The sequence below is a fragment of the Pseudomonas sp. rhizo25 genome (assembly GCF_031931935.1).
GTDB lineage: Bacteria > Pseudomonadota > Gammaproteobacteria > Pseudomonadales > Pseudomonadaceae > Aquipseudomonas > Aquipseudomonas synxantha.
In genome coordinates, this window is sequence record NZ_JAUJXA010000027.1 from 1 (window position 1) to 17,266 (window position 17,266).

Annotated in this window: 15 protein-coding genes, 4 tRNA genes and 1 riboswitch; of the genes, 4 read left to right on the plus strand and 15 right to left on the minus strand. The window is 58.6% G+C overall.

What is annotated here, in order from left to right; genetic code table 11:
• Positions 1 to 318 precede the first annotated feature (318 nt).
• Positions 319 to 395 (minus strand) — tRNA-Arg (locus QZR30_RS27145).
• A gap of 327 nt (positions 396 to 722) precedes the next feature.
• On the opposite strand from QZR30_RS27145, the gene QZR30_RS27150 reads away from it, so the two are divergent.
• The 3 genes from QZR30_RS27150 to QZR30_RS27160 all read left to right on the plus strand — a co-directional run bounded on the left by QZR30_RS27150 (position 723) and on the right by QZR30_RS27160 (position 1,845).
• Positions 723 to 953 carry a hypothetical protein gene (locus QZR30_RS27150; RefSeq protein WP_046069178.1) on the plus strand — a complete coding sequence of 77 codons (231 nt, stop codon included), beginning with the start codon at positions 723 to 725 and terminating at the stop codon, positions 951 to 953.
• 11 nt (positions 954 to 964) lie between these two features.
• Entirely contained in the window at positions 965 to 1,144 is a 180-nt protein-coding gene (locus QZR30_RS27155; protein ID WP_068967609.1) for a PA3371 family protein, read from the plus strand.
• Positions 1,145 to 1,518: 374 nt separating this feature from the next.
• On the plus strand, positions 1,519 to 1,845 hold the full coding sequence (locus QZR30_RS27160) for an Arc family DNA-binding protein (RefSeq protein ID WP_003193592.1): 327 nt from the start codon (positions 1,519 to 1,521) through the stop codon (positions 1,843 to 1,845).
• Positions 1,846 to 1,949: 104 nt separating this feature from the next.
• Here QZR30_RS27160 and mgtE read toward each other — a convergent pair whose 3' ends face one another.
• The 8 genes from mgtE to ltaE form a co-directional block, all read right to left on the minus strand.
• Entirely contained in the window at positions 1,950 to 3,392 is a 1,443-nt protein-coding gene (gene mgtE, locus QZR30_RS27165; RefSeq protein ID WP_043050354.1) for a magnesium transporter, read from the minus strand.
• Between the two features lie 350 nt (positions 3,393 to 3,742).
• Positions 3,743 to 3,819, minus strand: a tRNA-Arg gene (locus tag QZR30_RS27170).
• Positions 3,820 to 3,891: 72 nt separating this feature from the next.
• Positions 3,892 to 3,968: transfer RNA gene (locus QZR30_RS27175), tRNA-Arg, on the minus strand.
• Between the two features lie 108 nt (positions 3,969 to 4,076).
• Positions 4,077 to 4,167 (minus strand) — tRNA-Ser (locus tag QZR30_RS27180).
• Between the two features lie 62 nt (positions 4,168 to 4,229).
• Positions 4,230 to 4,418, minus strand: a complete 189-nt coding sequence (gene csrA, locus QZR30_RS27185) for a carbon storage regulator CsrA (protein WP_003175645.1) — start codon at positions 4,416 to 4,418, stop codon at positions 4,230 to 4,232.
• Positions 4,419 to 4,594: 176 nt separating this feature from the next.
• A complete protein-coding gene (locus QZR30_RS27190) occupies positions 4,595 to 5,836 on the minus strand; it encodes an aspartate kinase (RefSeq protein ID WP_046069180.1) in 1,242 nt (413 codons plus the stop codon).
• A 95-nt stretch (positions 5,837 to 5,931) separates the two neighbouring features.
• On the minus strand, positions 5,932 to 8,550 hold the full coding sequence (alaS, locus tag QZR30_RS27195) for an alanine--tRNA ligase (protein WP_059398226.1): 2,619 nt from the start codon (positions 8,548 to 8,550) through the stop codon (positions 5,932 to 5,934).
• 146 nt (positions 8,551 to 8,696) lie between these two features.
• Positions 8,697 to 9,701 carry a low-specificity L-threonine aldolase gene (ltaE, locus tag QZR30_RS27200; protein WP_046069182.1) on the minus strand — a complete coding sequence of 335 codons (1,005 nt, stop codon included), beginning with the start codon at positions 9,699 to 9,701 and terminating at the stop codon, positions 8,697 to 8,699.
• A 190-nt stretch (positions 9,702 to 9,891) separates the two neighbouring features.
• A riboswitch (FMN riboswitch) is annotated at positions 9,892 to 10,061 on the plus strand.
• Between the two features lie 115 nt (positions 10,062 to 10,176).
• Between ltaE and QZR30_RS27205 the strand changes: the two genes are divergently transcribed.
• Positions 10,177 to 10,686, plus strand: a complete 510-nt coding sequence (locus tag QZR30_RS27205) for a 6,7-dimethyl-8-ribityllumazine synthase (RefSeq protein WP_032879834.1) — start codon at positions 10,177 to 10,179, stop codon at positions 10,684 to 10,686.
• Positions 10,687 to 10,833: 147 nt separating this feature from the next.
• Here QZR30_RS27205 and astE read toward each other — a convergent pair whose 3' ends face one another.
• The 6 genes from astE to aruF all read right to left on the minus strand — a co-directional run bounded on the left by astE (position 10,834) and on the right by aruF (position 17,237).
• A complete protein-coding gene (gene astE / locus QZR30_RS27210; protein WP_311904697.1) occupies positions 10,834 to 11,838 on the minus strand; it encodes a succinylglutamate desuccinylase in 1,005 nt (334 codons plus the stop codon).
• Positions 11,839 to 11,849: 11 nt separating this feature from the next.
• Positions 11,850 to 12,140 carry a hypothetical protein gene (locus QZR30_RS27215; protein ID WP_003214319.1) on the minus strand — a complete coding sequence of 97 codons (291 nt, stop codon included), beginning with the start codon at positions 12,138 to 12,140 and terminating at the stop codon, positions 11,850 to 11,852.
• 23 nt (positions 12,141 to 12,163) lie between these two features.
• The gene (astB, locus tag QZR30_RS27220; protein WP_311904698.1) at positions 12,164 to 13,510 is read right to left on the minus strand and encodes an N-succinylarginine dihydrolase; all 1,347 of its coding nucleotides are present in this window, start codon (positions 13,508 to 13,510) and stop codon (positions 12,164 to 12,166) included.
• Between the two features lie 156 nt (positions 13,511 to 13,666).
• A complete protein-coding gene (astD, locus tag QZR30_RS27225; protein WP_162493185.1) occupies positions 13,667 to 15,136 on the minus strand; it encodes a succinylglutamate-semialdehyde dehydrogenase in 1,470 nt (489 codons plus the stop codon).
• Positions 15,133 to 16,158 carry an arginine N-succinyltransferase gene (gene astA / locus QZR30_RS27230; RefSeq protein ID WP_005790626.1) on the minus strand — a complete coding sequence of 342 codons (1,026 nt, stop codon included), beginning with the start codon at positions 16,156 to 16,158 and terminating at the stop codon, positions 15,133 to 15,135. Before astA ends, astD begins: the two co-directional genes overlap by 4 nt.
• Positions 16,159 to 16,217: 59 nt before the next feature.
• Positions 16,218 to 17,237: an arginine/ornithine succinyltransferase subunit alpha gene (aruF, locus tag QZR30_RS27235; protein WP_046069186.1), complete on the minus strand. Its 1,020-nt coding sequence runs from the start codon at positions 17,235 to 17,237 to the stop codon at positions 16,218 to 16,220.
• Between the last annotated feature and the right edge of the window lie 29 nt (positions 17,238 to 17,266).

Here is a 17,266-nt window from a genome sequence, read left to right on the forward strand (position 1 = left end):
TCGTTAGCGGGAGGCGAATTCTACAGGTATCAGCATGAGCGTCAAGCCATTAAATCAAAAAAGATGAAATTCCTTCGGCACTGTCGATTTACGCCCGATTTGCCAGCCCCTCTCTATATAGAAGAAAACAGGCAAGCTTTGGCGAGGAGTAAGAATCTTCCAATCACCCATCTGCAAAGCCCTGAACAGCTCCCCCTCAATCACGTGACAGCCGATAGACATCGACTCCAGGCTTGAAATAAACCGAAGCTATATAGAAGGAAATGTCTGAGTGACAAATCGGCGAATACCGACAACTGAGGGAGCTAGCAAGATGGATGGTGTCCCAGGGCCGGTTCGAACGGCCAACCTTCCCCTTAGGAGGGGGATGCTCTATCCAATTGAGCTACTGGGACGAATACTGCTGTCAGCGCAAAAAGCCAGCTTAGCGATGATCGGCGAGCATGTTAACGGCCAAGGTTGGTTTTGTCATGTCGTCCGCAGCCTTTTTGATTGTAGGCGGATACTTTTGGGCATTGCCAACTGCAAGCCAACCTCTCGCCACCACGTATCGGTCGTGCAAATTGCACTACCCTCAAAACGCCATACTTGCAAACTGCAAGCCCAAGAGAGCGAACTTAAAGCTAACTGATTGATTTTACTGACATAAAATATTGGCACGGCATCTGCAATAGCTCAGTTACAAAAACCAACTGATCCAGGCATCCACGGAGTACGTCACCATGAACAGCGCCCTTCTGCTAGGCCTTAATACAGTGGCATTGACTGCCTTGGTGATGCTCCAATTCCAACCGCCTACCGAAGACACTGCGCAAATCAGCCAAGCAACCCCGCATTACCTTCAACAGCAACAACGCCCTCAACTCGCAGTGATGAACGCGACACCGCAGTCACCTGTCAGATTGGCCCAGGACGCACAAACCGCGCCAGCCTCTGAACACTGGGTTTTCTGAGAACGCCGCCGATGTCCAAGCTTGCCTGGCTATTACTTTGCCTCACTTGCGCCGCCACACTGATCGGTCTGGCCTCAACGACCCAGGTTAATCAAACCACCGCCTTTATCGTCAGCGCTGTGTTTGGCAGTCTGCTGCTCCTGACGCTCATCGTAGGCCGTCGAATCAAATTCGACCCTGTCCTGCGCTGATGCCCCTACCTTATGTCGCCTGACATTAGCAAACAAGCAAACTGCCACTAGTCTTAGGATTGCGGGCAAAACGCCATATTCCTTATGGGATGCGCCCTGCGACTTGGACGCGGGACTGTCATGGGCGAAGATCGCCTACCCTCATCTGATCGCGAAGAGTTTTTAACCAGTCCGCAAAAACGCAAATCAGTGCTGGCATAAAGCCTGTAGGCAGTTCAATATTTGTCACAGAATTGACGCCAATGAAATGTCAAATCTGAGGCATGATGCGGCCTCTTTGCAATTCGGGTTGAACTTTGGTCGTGAGCCTTGTCTTAACACTCATCTTGCGGCCAATTCCAAAAACCGCTCCCCTGAACTAACCGGTTAAATATATGCGCCCATTGAAACAGGCAATTTATTCCAGCCGTACGGCTGACAAGTTCGTCGTACGTCTGCCAGACGGAATGCGGGAACGCATTGCCGAGGTGGCTCGCAATCATCACCGCAGCATGAACTCCGAAATCATCGCACGCCTGGAACAGAGCCTTATTCAGGAAGGTGCCTTGGGTGAAGAGCTGAGCATGCGCCTGGACAGCCCCGAGCTGTCACTGCACGAACGCGAACTGCTGCAGCGTTTTCGTCAGCTCTCCCATCGCCAGCAAAATGCTCTGGTCTCGCTGATCGCCCACGACGTCGAGGCAGCCGCAGAAGCCAATTGATTGGCGCTTGAAAGCCGAAGCCAGCCATGTGCTGGCTTTTTTTTTGCGCGAAATTTGGAAGGGCATGATGTGGGCGGGGGCAGACTTGCCCCCGCCGGAAGGAATCAGAGCAGGAAGATAGTCGCCAGCCCCAGGAAGATAAAGAAGCCACCACTGTCAGTCATCGCCGTGATCATCACGCTGGCCCCCATCGCCGGATCACGCCCAAGACGCGCCAAGGTCATAGGAATCAGAACACCCATGAGCGCCGCGAGCAGGAGGTTTAGAGTCATAGCAGCGGTCATGACGACCCCCAGGGACCAGCTGTCATACAGCAGGTAGGCGACGATACCAATAACCCCTCCCCAGACGACGCCATTGATCAGCGCCACCGCCAGCTCTTTGCGCATCAGGCGTGAGGTGTTGCCGGTATTAACCTGGTCAAGGGCCATGGCACGCACGATCATGGTAATGGTCTGGTTGCCGGAGTTACCGCCGATACCCGCTACGATCGGCATCAGCGCCGCCAGCGCCACCAGTTTCTCGATGGAACCCTCGAACAGACCGATAACTCGTGAGGCGATAAACGCAGTGATCAAGTTGACCGCCAACCAGGCCCAACGGTTACGCAGCGAGCGCCATACCGAGGCAAATATATCTTCCTCTTCACGCAGGCCCGCCATGTTGAGGACTTCTGTTTCGCTTTCCTCACGAATCAGGTCGACCATCTCATCGATAGTCAAACGGCCAATCAGCTTCCCGTTCTTGTCGACAACCGGCGCGGAGATCAAGTCATAACGCTCAAACGCTTGGGCGGCATCATAAGCATCCTCATCCGGATGGAAGCTCACCGGATCACTGGCCATTACGTCTGCGACTTTCTTTTCGGGGTCGTTGACCAACAGACGCTTGATCGGCAGTACGCCCTTGAGAATCCCTTCGTAGTCGACCACAAACAGTTTGTCGGTATGACCTGGCAGCTCCTTGAGACGGCGCAGGTAACGTAGCACCACTTCAAGACTGACGTCTTCACGGATGGTGACCATCTCGAAGTCCATCAGCGCGCCAACCTGATCCTCGTCGTAAGACAGCGCCGAACGCACGCGCTCACGCTGCTGCGAGTCGAGCGCCTCCATCAACTCATGGACGACGTCACGGGGCAGCTCAGGGGCCAGGTCGGCGAGCTCGTCCGCATCCATCTCCCGGGCAGCAGCCAGGAGCTCATGATCGTCCATGTCGGCGATCAGGGTTTCACGAACGGAATCAGAGACTTCTAGAAGGATATCGCCGTCGCGATCAGCCTTCACCAACTGCCAAAGAGTCAGTCGATCATCCAGTGGCAGCGCTTCGAGAATATAGGCAACGTCGGCGGAGTGCAGGTCATCGAGCTTGCGTTGCAACTCGACCAGGTTTTGCCGGTGAACCAGGTTTTCAACGCGGTCGTGATTCGGACCTTCCTGGCGGTGCGTGAGGTCTTCGACCACGCGCTGGCGCTGCAGCAGCTCGATGACTTGAGCCAGGCGATCCTGCAGGCTTTCTTGTGTTTTCTTTACTTCTACTTCGGTCATAGGCGAACTCCACTCCCAGCAGCGGGGCACGCCGGAAGGATCAATCAGTCAATTCATGATTGGTAAAACGGGGTACTGAGTAACTACTGGGTAAGTCCATGGAGGTATTCCACAAGCCCCGGCGGAGCTGACGGGCGCATGATACACCGCCCGGAAGTTTTAAACGTTAAAAAACTGGAAAGAACAAGTGCTTGCGCGTCAAAGCTCAGCCTTGGCTAACATCCATGAACTGCGACGCCACAGACGGGAGGGAAAACACATGGGTAGGAGAAAAAGATTGAATCAAGGGATAAAACCTACACAAACCCCAGACGGCAAAAAGCCCGCACTAGGCGGGCTTTTTGTTTGTATGGTGCACTCGACAGGATTCGAACCTGTGACCGCTCGGTTCGTAGCCGAGTACTCTATCCAGCTGAGCTACGAGTGCAGATTGTGTTTTTAGACCAGGTCACAACTGGTTGAAACTGAATTACCTGCATTACTGCAACTAACTCTTAAATGGTGCACTCGACAGGATTCGAACCTGTGACCGCTCGGTTCGTAGCCGAGTACTCTATCCAGCTGAGCTACGAGTGCATTTGTTGCCGCGCATTATAGGCCGTTCAATCTCTATGTAAAGCTATTTTTTCGAGTATTTTCAACAACTTACCGAAAAAACCAGATTGCAACGTACTAAGCAAATAATGGCGGAGAACGGGGGATTCGAACCCCCGACACCCTTTTGAGGTGTACTCCCTTAGCAGGGGAGCGCCTTCGGCCACTCGGCCAGCTCTCCGCAACACGGGGCGTATATTAACCACGTTCTTCCCCGTTTGCAAACATAAAAAACGATAAAAATTAAAGGCTTGGTTCTTCGTCCTTCTCTTTCTTGATCCGCAGGTAGATTTCCTCGCGGTGGACCGCTACCTCTTTCGGAGCGTTAACCCCAATACGTACTTGATTGCCTTTGACGCCGAGCACGGTCACGGTGATTTCGCCATCACCGATAATCAGGCTTTCTGCGCAACGACGAGTCAGAATCAGCATGCCTTTCTCCTCACGCATTTCAGTTCAGGAACAACAGTCTGCAAAAAAAAGGCATTCGACCTACAACCGAAAGGCCATAGCCCTACCTGCCTAAGTATTGTCGAGCCCACGCAAAAGAGCATGCGCCCCACAAAAAAATGAAAGGCGCGGTAAAACCGCGCCTTCCTGGCTACACATCACTCGCCCTGTCGGGCCGGCGCGTCCAGCTCAAAAGCGGTGTGCAGCGCACGCACAGCCAGCTCGAGGTACTTCTCTTCGATCACTACCGAGACTTTGATCTCCGACGTGGAGATCATCTGGATATTGATACTTTCCTTGGCCAACGCTTCGAACATGCGACTGGCAACGCCAGCGTGGGAACGCATGCCCACGCCCACGATCGAGACCTTGGCGATCTTGGTATCACCCACCACCTCACGGGCGCCAATCTCGCTCGCTGTGCTCTGCAGGATCCGCTCTGCCGCATCGTACTCGTTGCGGTGCACGGTGAAGGTGAAATCGGTGGTGTTATCGTGCGAAACGTTCTGCACGATCATGTCGACTTCGATGTTCGCTCCGCTGATAGGGCCGAGAATCTTGAAAGCCACGCCTGGAGTGTCTGGCACGCCACGGATCGTCAGCTTGGCTTCATCGCGATTGAAAGCGATGCCGGAAATGATCGGCTGTTCCATGGATTCCTCTTCATCAATAGTAATGAGGGTGCCCGGCCCCTCCTTGAAGCTGTGCAATACGCGCAGCGGGACGTTGTACTTGCCGGCGAACTCCACCGCACGAATCTGCAACACCTTGGAACCCAGGCTGGCCATTTCCAGCATTTCTTCAAAGGTAATCTTGTCCAGGCGCTGGGCCACAGGCACAACCCGCGGGTCAGTGGTGTAGACGCCATCCACATCGGTATAGATCTGGCATTCGTCAGCCTTTAGCGCTGCCGCCAGAGCCACACCGGTGGTGTCCGAACCGCCACGGCCAAGGGTGGTGATATTGCCTTGCTCATCCACGCCCTGGAAACCCGCTACAACTACCACGCGCCCTGCTTTCAGATCAGTACGAATTTTCTGATCGTCAATCTGCAGAATGCGCGCCTTGGTATGCGCGCTGTCCGTAAGAATGCGCACTTGGCTACCAGTGTAGGACACCGCCGGCACGCCACGCTTGTTCAGCGCCATGGCCAACAGCCCAATGGTGACCTGCTCGCCCGTGGACACGATCACATCCAGCTCACGCGGCAGCGGCTGCTGATCCCCACTGATGGCCTTGGCCAGTTCGATCAGGCGATTGGTCTCGCCACTCATGGCCGACAGCACCACCACCAGGTCATCGCCGGCATCGCGGAACTTCTTAACCTTGTCGGCGACCTGCTCGATTCTTTCGACAGAACCGACCGAGGTACCTCCAAATTTCTGTACGATCAAAGCCATTTCCAAGCCGCCTCAGCCCGTAAAGGGGCGCCTAATATCCAATCCACCCGCACTGAACAAGCCCGTGACTACACCACAGGCCGATAAACAGTGCCTTAAATACCTGCCTCGACAAACGGCACGGCCAGGGCCAGGGCCGCGTCCAGGGCCGCCGCGTCTACACCACCGCCTTGAGCCATGTCCGGACGACCACCGCCCTTGCCGCCCACTGCCGCGGCGGCTTGCTTCATCAAATCACCGGCTTTGAGTTGGCCAGTCAGGTCCTTGGTTACACCGGCAACCAGAACGACCTTATCCTCATGGACACTGCCGAGCAGGATCACTGCGCGGCCGAGCTTGTTCTTCAACTGATCGACCAGGGCCAACAGCGCCTTGCCGTCCTGACCGTCCAGGCGCGCCGCCAGGACTTTGACATCCTTGACGTCAACGGCAGAGGCTGACAGGTCGTCGCCTGCTGCACTGGCCGCCTTGGCCTGCAACTGCTCCAGCTGTTTCTCCAGCGCACGGTTGCGCTCCAGCACGGCGGAAAGCTTGTCGATCAGGTTGTCGCGGCTGCCCTTGACCAGGGTGGCCGCTTCCTTGAGTTGTTCTTCAGCCGCATTGAGATAGGCCAGGGCCGCAGCGCCGGTGACCGCTTCAATACGACGTACGCCGGAGGCCACACCGCCTTCGCTGACAATTTTCAGCAGGGCAATATCGCCGGTACGGTTGGCGTGGATACCGCCACACAGCTCCACCGAGAAGTCGCCTCCCATGCTCAGCACACGCACGCTGTCGCCGTACTTCTCGCCGAACAGCGCCATGGCGCCCTTGGCCTTAGCAGTCTCGATATCGGTCTCTTCGGTTTGCACCGCGGTGTTCTTGCGAATTTCAGCGTTGACGATGTCTTCCAGGGCCTTGATCTGCTCAGGCTTGATCGCTTCGAAGTGACTGAAGTCGAAACGCAGGCGCTGGCTGTCGACCAACGACCCCTTTTGCTGGACGTGTTCGCCCAACACTTGGCGCAATGCCGCGTGCAGCAAGTGAGTGGCCGAATGGTTCAACGAGGTGGCATGGCGCACATCGGCGTCCACTTGGGTTTCCACGGGGGAACCTACGGTGAGACTGCCCGACGCCAATACACCGTGGTGCAGGAACGCACCGCCGGTCTTGGTAGTGTCGCGCACGTCGAAGCGACCGGAGCTCGCCTTGAGGAACCCACAGTCACCGATCTGGCCACCGGACTCGGCATAGAACGGCGTCTGGTCCAACACCACCACGCCATCGTCGCCTTCATTCAAGACGTCCACGGACTGACCGTCCTTATACAGTGCAACCACCTTGGCCGAACCGCTGGTGGCCTTGTAGCCAGTGAATTCGGTGGCCACATCGACCTTGACCAGGCTGTTGTAATCCATGCCGAAAGAGCTGGCGGAACGCGCACGCACACGCTGGGCTTCCATCTCGCGTTCGAAACCTTCCTCGTCGAGGGTCAGGTTGCGTTCACGGGCGATGTCGCCGGTCAGGTCCATCGGGAAGCCGTAGGTGTCGTAGAGCTTGAACACCACGTCGCCCGGCACCACCGTGCCTTGCAGGTTGGCGAGGTCTTGCTCGAGGATTTTCAGGCCCTGCTCCAGAGTCTTGGCGAACTGTTCCTCTTCGGCCTTGAGCACGCGCTCGATGTGCGCCTGGTTCTGCTTGAGCTCCGGGAAGGCTTCGCCCATTTCGGCGACCAGGGCCGCCACGATCTGGTAGAAGAAGCTGCCATTGGCGCCCAGCTTGTTACCGTGACGACAGGCGCGACGGATGATGCGACGCAGCACGTAGCCACGGCCTTCGTTGGACGGCAGTACGCCGTCGGCAATCAGGAAGCCGCAGGAACGGATGTGGTCAGCCACCACTTTCAGCGACGCCTGGTCTTCATTGGCGCAGCCGATGGCCTTGGCCGCGGCAGCCAGCAGGCTCTGGAACAGGTCGATTTCATAATTGGAGTGCACGTGCTGCATCACCGCACTGATCCGCTCCAGGCCCATGCCAGTGTCTACCGACGGCGCCGGTAGCGGATGCAACACGCCATCGGCGGTGCGGTTGAACTGCATGAACACGTTGTTCCAGATTTCGATGTAGCGGTCGCCGTCTTCTTCCGGCGAACCCGGTGGGCCGCCCCAGATGTCGGCGCCGTGATCGTAGAAGATCTCGGTGCAGGGGCCGCAGGGGCCGGTGTCACCCATGGTCCAGAAGTTGTCGGAGGCATACGGCGCACCTTTGTTGTCGCCGATACGCACCATGCGCTCAGGCGGCACACCGACTTGCTTGGTCCAGATGTCGTAGGCCTCGTCGTCAGTGGCGTAGACGGTGACCCAGAGTTTTTCCTTCGGTAGCTTCAATACGCCGGTCAGGAAGGTCCAGGCGAAGTTGATCGCGTCCTGCTTGAAATAATCGCCAAAGCTGAAGTTGCCGAGCATTTCGAAAAAGGTGTGGTGACGGGCGGTGTAGCCGACATTTTCCAGGTCGTTGTGCTTACCACCGGCGCGTACGCACTTCTGGCTGCTGACTGCGCGGGTATAGGCGCGTTTTTCCTGGCCCAGGAAACAGTCCTTGAACTGATTCATCCCCGCGTTAGTGAACAGCAGGGTTGGGTCATTGCTTGGGATCAATGAGCTGGAGGCTACACGGGTGTGGCCTTGCTCTTCGAAGAAGCGAAGGAAGGCTTCACGGATTTCTGCGCTTTTCATTAGGTTCTTCCACGGAGGCTGCGGCCAAAGGCCAGTGCGCAACATCATCAGACGGAGCGACGGCAAAGGGCCGCATTATATCGGCCCTTTGCCGGTGGTACAGCGTGTTTATGTGATAGAAACACTCAATTAGACGGCGTGCACTGTCATTTTCGCGAAAACTCGACGAATGTTTGCACGACTTGCTCGATCTGCGCCCGACTGACGTCCAGGTGAGTGACCATGCGCAGACGCGGTGCGGCGCTCAACTTGACTCCGCGCTCGGCGGCAAAGGCCTTCAGGGCCTGGGCCCGGTCACCGATTTGCACGTAGACCATATTGGTCTGCACCGGCTCCACGGTGTAACCGGCCTTGCGCAGCTCATCACCCAGCCATTGCGCGTTGGCATGGTCGTCAGCCAGGCGCTGCACCTGATGATCCAGGGCATACAGCCCCGCCGCCGCCAGGGAGCCGGCCTGACGCATGCCACCGCCGACCATCTTGCGCAGGCGCCGCGCCTTGGCGATTAGCGCGGTCGAGCCGCACAACACAGAGCCGACGGGAGCACCGAGCCCCTTGGACAAGCACACCGACACCGAATCGAAATGCTGGGCAATCTCCCGCACATCTACACCCAGCTTGACCGCGGCATTGTAGATACGTGCACCGTCCAGATGCAGGCCCAGGCCATGTTCACGGGTGAAGGCGCGAGCTTTGGCCAGGTACTCCAGCGGCAGCACCTTGCCCTGCATAGTGTTTTCCAGCGCCAGCAGGCGCGTGCGGGCAAAGTGGAAGTCGTCGGGCTTGATGGCTGCGAACACATGGTCCAGATCGAGCGAGCCGTCCGCCTGCACTTCCAGGGGCTGTGGCTGGATCGAGCCAAGCACCGCTGCACCGCCGCCTTCGTATTTGTAGGTGTGGGCCTGCTGGCCGACGATGTATTCCTCGCCACGCTCACAGTGAGCCATCAACGCCAGCAGGTTGCTCATGGTGCCGGTGGGCACGAACAGCGCAGCGGAAAACCCCAGACGCTTGGCCAACTCGGCTTCCAGACGGTTGACGCTGGGGTCCTCACCATAGACGTCATCACCACTTACGGCGCTGGCCATCGCGTCGAGCATGCCGGGGGTGGGTTGGGTCACGGTGTCGCTGCGCAGGTCGATCACGGTCATGAAGAGGGCCTCTAACGGAATGGATAAATCCTTTTGTGAGTGATTACTGCGGGCAACGCCGCAGAATATCAAGCCCCACCTGCATTCAATCGAATACCAACCAAACAAACCGATATAGGTTATCGATACGGCACTCGTGCAGTTTTTGAAAAACCATGTTAAAAACTCTCCGCCGCCAGGGTTCTGGCGGCAACGTTCTCAGGGCGGGGTGCAATTCCCCACCGGCGGTAATTGCACGCAATGTGTATAGCCCGCGAGCGCTTGGCGCCTCGAACTGCTCACGCGGGACGGCGACAAGGTCAGCAGACCCGGTGTGATCCCGGGGCCGACGGTCATAGTCCGGATGAAGAGAGAACGGGATTGGCACCTAAGGGCCGCGCACTGACCTCATGCCTGCATGACGCCGTTGTTCGTACCCTTAAAAATCCCATTCGATTCATAACGCCCTGTTTTTTTCTTAAACAGGAGTCAGAACATGCAACCCACTGCAATCGACAGTAAAAGCAAAAACCATCACGGCGAGCGCGTCGCGTTTATCCAGGCCTGCTGGCACAAGGATATTGTTGACCAATCGCGCAAAGGCTTCCTCGCTGAAATGATCGCCCAGGGCTACCAGGAATCGGACATCGATTTCTTCGAAGTCGGCGGCGCCTTTGAACTGCCCCTGCACGCCAAGCTGCTGGCCAAGACCGGCCGTTACGCCGGCATCGTTGCCGCCGCCCTGGTGGTGGATGGTGGCATTTATCGTCACGAATTCGTCGCCCAATCGGTGGTCAGCGGGCTGATGCAGGTTCAGCTGGAAACCGAAGTGCCAGTGTTCTCGGTGTCCTTGACGCCGCATCACTTCCACGCTGGCAGCGAGCACACCACGTTCTTCTATGAGCACTTCGTGCATAAGGGCCAGGAAGCTGCGCGCACGTGCGCCGATACCCTGCACAAGGTGCGGGCGATTCGTCGTAGTGAGCCGCGGGCTGTAGCGGTATAAGCAACACTGCAAAACAACATGTGGGAGGGGGCTTGCCACCGATGGCGGTGAGTCAGCTGCAGATGGGCTGACTGGTATACGGCTATCGGGGGCAAGTCGAAACGTCGCACCGCCCCTCCCACATTTGGATCCAGTTGGGCTTAAGATTTAAGCCAACCCAGCATCCGTGGCAGGCACGATAAGAATCCCGGCTCGCAAGCCGTTCTTCACCTTGGGGTTGGGGAAGATGATGCGGGCGCCCTCCTCCTCGATCACCCAGCGGGTCTTGGCCACGTCTTCGGCCAACAGGTAGCCCTTGTCCAACGGCGAGAAGTTTTCCACGTCCGCCGGCAGGTGCATCAGGAACGCATCGCTGTGCTTGATGACTTCACGGGACACGGCAAACAATTGCAGGCCATCCAGGCTGTCATTCTCCGGCTCGTTGCCCTCGATCATCTGCTTCAGGCGCGTTTCCAGGCGGGACACGTCCACGCCCTCGTTCTGCCCGAACGGTCGCGCCTTGCCCAGCTCCAGGGTGAAGGCTTCGGCCTCCAGCTGTTCGTAGGTAAACGCGGTGAAGGTGATCGAGGTTTTGTTCTGCAGCAACACCGCTTGCATGCCGGCTGCGTTCAGGCGCGCCAGTTCACGGCGTGAATGCTGGCGCCCCTCCTTCCACGGGTAAAGGGCAAACTGCTCGATCTTCGAACCACGAATCGCGGTATGCAGGTCGTAATGCAGGCGTGAACGGCCGGGCTGGCTGAAAAAACTGCGGGCCAGCTGCTCAAGCTCGGCGGCACGCATGGCTTCGGGACCGATGTTTTTTTCATGCCGGCCGTTGAACAGCCGGTTGACGTCCAGTTCGAGGTAACGCTCACCGCGACGCATGGCCTCGGGGTTGCCGAACAGGAACAGAATACGGGTACGGGGCTTGATCTCCCCGCGGGCAATGCCATGCAACAGGCGGTCGAGCAACTCGATCGGCGCGGTTTCGTTGCCATGGATGCCGGACGACAGCAGCAGGTCGCTGCCATTGTCACGCGCCTCAGGTGGGCGCACTTCAAGCGCGCCGTCACTGAGCCAGCGCATCTGCACGCCGTCGACAGTCAGTTGAATTTTTTGCGCCGGTTCACGACCGGCGAGGGTCAGTTCAAGCAGTTTGCCGAGGGCGAGCATAAGCAGCTTCCTTAGTGGTTGCAGCCAGGACCATGGACGTGATCGTCATCATCACCTTCAACGTCGGCCGGTTCCATTTCCAGTTGCAGGCTCATCAGGTTGGTAGCCAATGGGCGCATCAGCAGGTTGGCGTATTCGGCGTCGCCCTCTTCCACATCCACACCGATCAGCAGTTGGCCGCGACCGTCGTGCTGGATCCAGATCTCCTTGCCCTGCCACACCACGGCAACGCGAGTGCAGGACGTTTCCAGCTGGGTGCCGTCGGTGTCTTCAAGGATCAGTTTCAGGGTGTCGGTGGTCATAAATAGTTCTCAGCCGTACGGCGTTAATTGATCTGGAAAGGATAAACCGAGCCCAGTTTAAGGATTTGCGTCAGTTCATCCAGTGCCGTCCGGCACTCAAGCAGCAACTGCGGATCAGCCAGGTCGGTTTCGCGCAGGCTGTCGCGGTAGTGTTTGTCGACCCATTGGGTCAGCGTGTCGTACAACGGTGCGGTCATGATAACGCCTGGATTCACCGCTGCCAGCTCGGTTTCGTTCAATGCCACGCGCAGACGCAGGCATGCCGGCCCACCACCGTTCTGCATGCTTTGCTTGAGGTCGAAGACCTTGACCTCGCGGATCAGCCCACCGGAGGCGGTCAAGCCCTGCAGGTATTGCCACACGCGCTCGTTGGCGCGGCACTCTTCCGGCACAATCAACAGCATCGAACCGTCAGGGCGGGTCAGCAACTGGCTGTTGAACAGGTAGGAACGCACCGCGTCCTCGACACTGACCTGGGCACGGGGCACGCAGACGGACTGGAAGTTGCCGCCCAGCTTGCCCAACTTGGCTTGCAGCTCGGCGAGCATCTGTTCGGTGTTGAGGAATGCGTCCTCGTGGTAGAACAGCACCTCGCCGTTGCCCACCGCGATTACATCGTTGTGGAACACGCCGGCATCGATCACCGTCGGGTTCTGCTGGGCGTAGACCACGCCGTCATCCTTCAGGCCGTGCAGGCGCGCGACGGCCTGGGACGCTTCAAGGGTCTGGCGCGCCGGGTACTTCTGGGGGGCCGGGTAGCGGGTATCGAACGCGCTGCGGCCAAACACGAAGAACTCAACGCCGGCCTCGCCGTATTCACGGCAGAAACGTGTGTGGTTGGCCGCGCCCTCATCGCCGAACTGCGCCACCGCCGGCAAGGCGGCGTGGTGGGCGAAGTGTTTCTGTTCGGCGAACATCGCTCCCAGCACGCGGCTGGTGGTGGGGTGTTCGATGCTGCGGTGGTACTTGCAGTTGAGGTTCGCGGCGGTGAAATGCACGCGGCCATCTGCCGTGTCGGCGCTCGGGCTGACGGTTGCGGCGTTGGCGACCCACATGCTGGATGCCGAGCAACTGGCCACCAGCAACGGCATCGCGTGCTTGGCCGCTTGCTGGATCACCTGGGCGTCGCTGCCGCTGAAACCGAGGTTGCGCAAGGCGGCCACAACCGGGCGTTCCTGAGGCGCCAACACACCTTGCACAAAGCCCATGTCCATCAGGGCTTTCATTTTCTGCAAGCCCTGCAACGCCGCCTCCTTCGGATTGGAAGATTGCTGGCTGTTGCTCTGGGACGCGACGTTGCCGTAGGACAACCCGCCGTAGTTATGGGTCGGCCCCACTAGACCGTCAAAATTGACTTCATAGGATTTCATCGGCGAGGCTCCACGAACATCTGTTTTTATAGGCATCAAATTACTTAAATACACCACTGAACCGGTATGGGAGGGGGCTTGCTCCCGATAGCGGCAGTTCAGTCACTTGATTCATCAACTGATAGATAGCTATCGGGAGCAAGCCCCCTCCCACATTTAGATCAGTGTAATGCCGGGGGTTAGCGTGGCAGGAACCACCAAGCTTGGCGTTTCAAGCGACGCCACCGGGTACGCGCAATAATCCGCCGCGTAATACGCACTGGCGCGATGGTTGCCCGACGACCCTACCCCACCAAATGGCGCCGTACTGGCGGCGCCGGTCAGTTGCTTGTTCCAGTTGACGATGCCGGCGCGGCTTTCCAGCCAGAACTGCTGGTAACGCGCTTCGGAATCCGACAACAAACCAGCGGCCAAGCCGTATTGAGTGTTGTTGGCCTCGGCGATCGCCGCGGCAAAATCAGCGTAGCGGATCACCTGCAACAGCGGGCCAAACAGTTCTTCGTCTTCGCGCTCGGTCACGCCAGTCACGTCGATAATGCCTGGGGTGAGCAGAGCCGCTTGATCCTGTGGCTGGGTCATCTCCAGCAGCGCCACGGCACCATTGGCCAGCATCAGTTCCTGCGCTTCCATCAGCGCTTTGGCCGCCGCAAGGGAAATCACCGAGCCCATGAACGGTGCCGGTTGCTGGTCGAATGCGCCCACTTCAATGGTCGTGCTGACCGCCACCAGCCGCGCCAGCAATGCATCGCCCCAGGCACCTTCCGGCACCAGCAAACGACGGGCGCAGGTGCAACGTTGGCCTGCCGAGATAAACGCCGACTGGATGATGGTGTAGACCGCTGCATCCACATCGGCGACCTCGTCCACGACCAGCGGGTTGTTACCACCCATTTCCAGGGCCAGGATCTTGTCCGGGCGCCCCGAGAACTGCTGGTGCAGATGATTGCCGGTGCGGCTTGAGCCAGTGAAGAACAGGCCGTCGATGCCAGGGTTGGCCGCCAGGGCGATACCGGTTTCCCGCGCGCCTTGCAGCAAGTTCAGCACGCCCGCCGGTAAGCCGGCCTCGACCCAGCATTGCACGGTCAGCTCGGCGACTTTCGGGGTCAGCTCGCTCGGCTTGAACAGCACGGTATTACCCGCCAGCAACGCCGGGACGATATGGCCGTTGGGCAAATGCCCGGGAAAATTGTAAGGGCCAAACACTGCCACCACACCGTGAGGTTTGTGGCGCAACACGGCTGTGGCGTCGCCCAGGGGGCCGCTCTTCTCGCCGGTACGCTCGCGGTAGCTTTGCACCGAGATCGCGATCTTGTTGGCCATGCTGGTGACTTCAGTCGCCGACTCCCACAGCGGCTTGCCGGTTTCCTCGCCGATACAACGGGCGATTTCATCGGCGCGGCTTTTCAGGGTAGCGGCGAACGTTTCCAGCACACTGATGCGCTCTTCCAGCGGGCGCCTGGCCCAGGCCGGGAATGCCTGGCGCGCGGCCTGCACGGCGGACTCGACCTGTTCGACGGTGGCGCCATTGCCGGCCCACAGCACCTGCTGGGTCACCGGGTTGCGCGATTCAAACAGTTCACCCTGGCCGGCCAGCCAGCTACCTGCGATATACAAAGAATTCATTATTTCGACTCCCGAGCAGCGGACAACGGAACAGCACGCACTTGATCCCCCACCACCAGCTGCAGGCGCTTGGCGGTCTGCGGATCGACCACCAGGGTGCCTGCGGCCAGGCGAGCTGGAGCGGCGGTAATACGGCACTCTTCACGCTTGCGGTTATGAATCAGGAACGGCGTGGCATCGTCCCCCGGCGTGCCGATGGCCAATACCAGTGACTGGCTGTCGCGCACCGCGCGGATTTTGCTGGTCTCACACTCCACCGCCGGGCCGGCGTCAAAAATGTCGACATAGCCCTGGTAGCTGAAGCCTTCGCTCTTGAGCATGCTCAGCGCCGGCTCGGTGTCTGGATGCACCTTACCGATCACATTGCGCGCGTCCTCGGAAAGAAAGCAGCTGTACAACGGAAACTTCGGCATCAGCTCGGCGATAAACGCTTTGTTGCCCACGCCGGTGAGGTAGTCGGCCTGGCTGAACTCCATCTTGAAGAAGTGCCGGCCCAGGCTTTCCCAGAACGGCGAACGCCCGGCATCGTTGGACACTCCGCGCATCTCGGCAATGATCTTGTTGCCGAACAACTGCGGGAACTCAGCGATAAACAACATGCGCGCCTTGGCCAGCATGCGACCGTTGAGGCCATTGCGGTAATCGGCGTGCAGGAACAACGAGCACAATTCGGAATTGCCGGTGAGGTCGTTGGCCAGGAACAGCGTCGGAATCTCACGGTAGATATTCAGTTCCTGGGACGCGCTGACGGTCAACCCGACCCGGAAGTTGTACCAGGGTTCACGCAGGCCAACGGCCCCCGCAATGGCGGAAATTCCCACCACGCGGCCTTCGTCGTTTTCCAGCACGAACAGGTAGTCGGCATCGCCGCGCCCGGCTTCGCCGCGAAAGGTTTTTTCCGCCCAGCCAACCCGGTGGGTCAGGCGCTCTTCATTGGCCGGCAAGGTGGTGAGGCCGGTGCCGGTGCTGCGCGCCAGATCAATCAGGGCCGGTAAATCGCTGCTGCGTACGGGACGAACGATCATGCTATCTCCTCGAACGGGTCGCTTTGCAGCCACCCGCGAAACTCTGTTTATACCGGCGCTTAAACTGCAACCAGACGCACACTCGCGCCTTCGCCGACGCCCAGGGCTTCGGCTGCTGCCAGGTCCAGGATCACCGGTTTGCCCGGCGCATAGTCCAGTTCCAGCATCACCGCACGGTAATCCTGCAACTGCGCATTGCTCACCAGGTACTGGCGCCCGACACCCTTGGTCATCTCGCCGACTTTCACCGGCACCACGCGGCTCTGGGCAATCGAGCGAATGCCCGAAACCTTTGCGTGCAAGGTCGGGCCCCCATCGAAGATGTCGATGTAGTGGTCGGTCTCGAAGCCTTCACGCATAAGAATATCGAAGGTGATCTGTGCACGCGGGTGCACCTGGCCCATGGCTTCCTGCGCTGCGTCCGGCAGCAGCGGTACGTAGATCGGGTAATGGGGCATCAGTTCGGCGAGGAAGGTACGGCTTTTCAGCCCGCACAGGCGCTCGGCCGCGGCGTAGTTGAGGTCGAAGAAGTTGCGGCCGATGGCGTCCCAGAACGGCGAATCACCGTTCTCGTCGCTGTAGCCGACAATCTCGGTCACCACCGAGTCAGCAAAGCGCTCGGGATGGCTGGCGACAAACAACAAGCGGCCACGGGAATTGAGTTCCGACCACGGCGAACCGACCAGTTCAGGCACCACATAAAAACTGGTGAGCAGGCTGTTGCCGGTGAGGTCGTGACATTGGGAAAGCACGTGGATCTTGTTGTGGATCTTCAGCTCGCGGGAGGCGTGCACGAAGGTTTCGTTACGGAAACTGTAGAACGGCTCGGAGTAACCGGCCGAGGCGACGATCGCCGAACAGCCGGCGAGCTTGCCGGTCTCGGTATCTTCAAGCACGAAGAAATAACTCTCTTCACCGTTGAAGCTTACCTCGGCCGCGAAGGAGGCTTCGCTGGCGGCGATCTTGTCGCTCAAGCGTTCCACATCATCCGGCAAGGAGGTGACACCAATCGGGCTGTCCGCAGCCAGACGCTGTACCTCGCCCAGGTCAGCCATTTGCGCGGGGCGCATCACCAGCATGGTGTCACTCCTTAACTCGAAAAACTCAT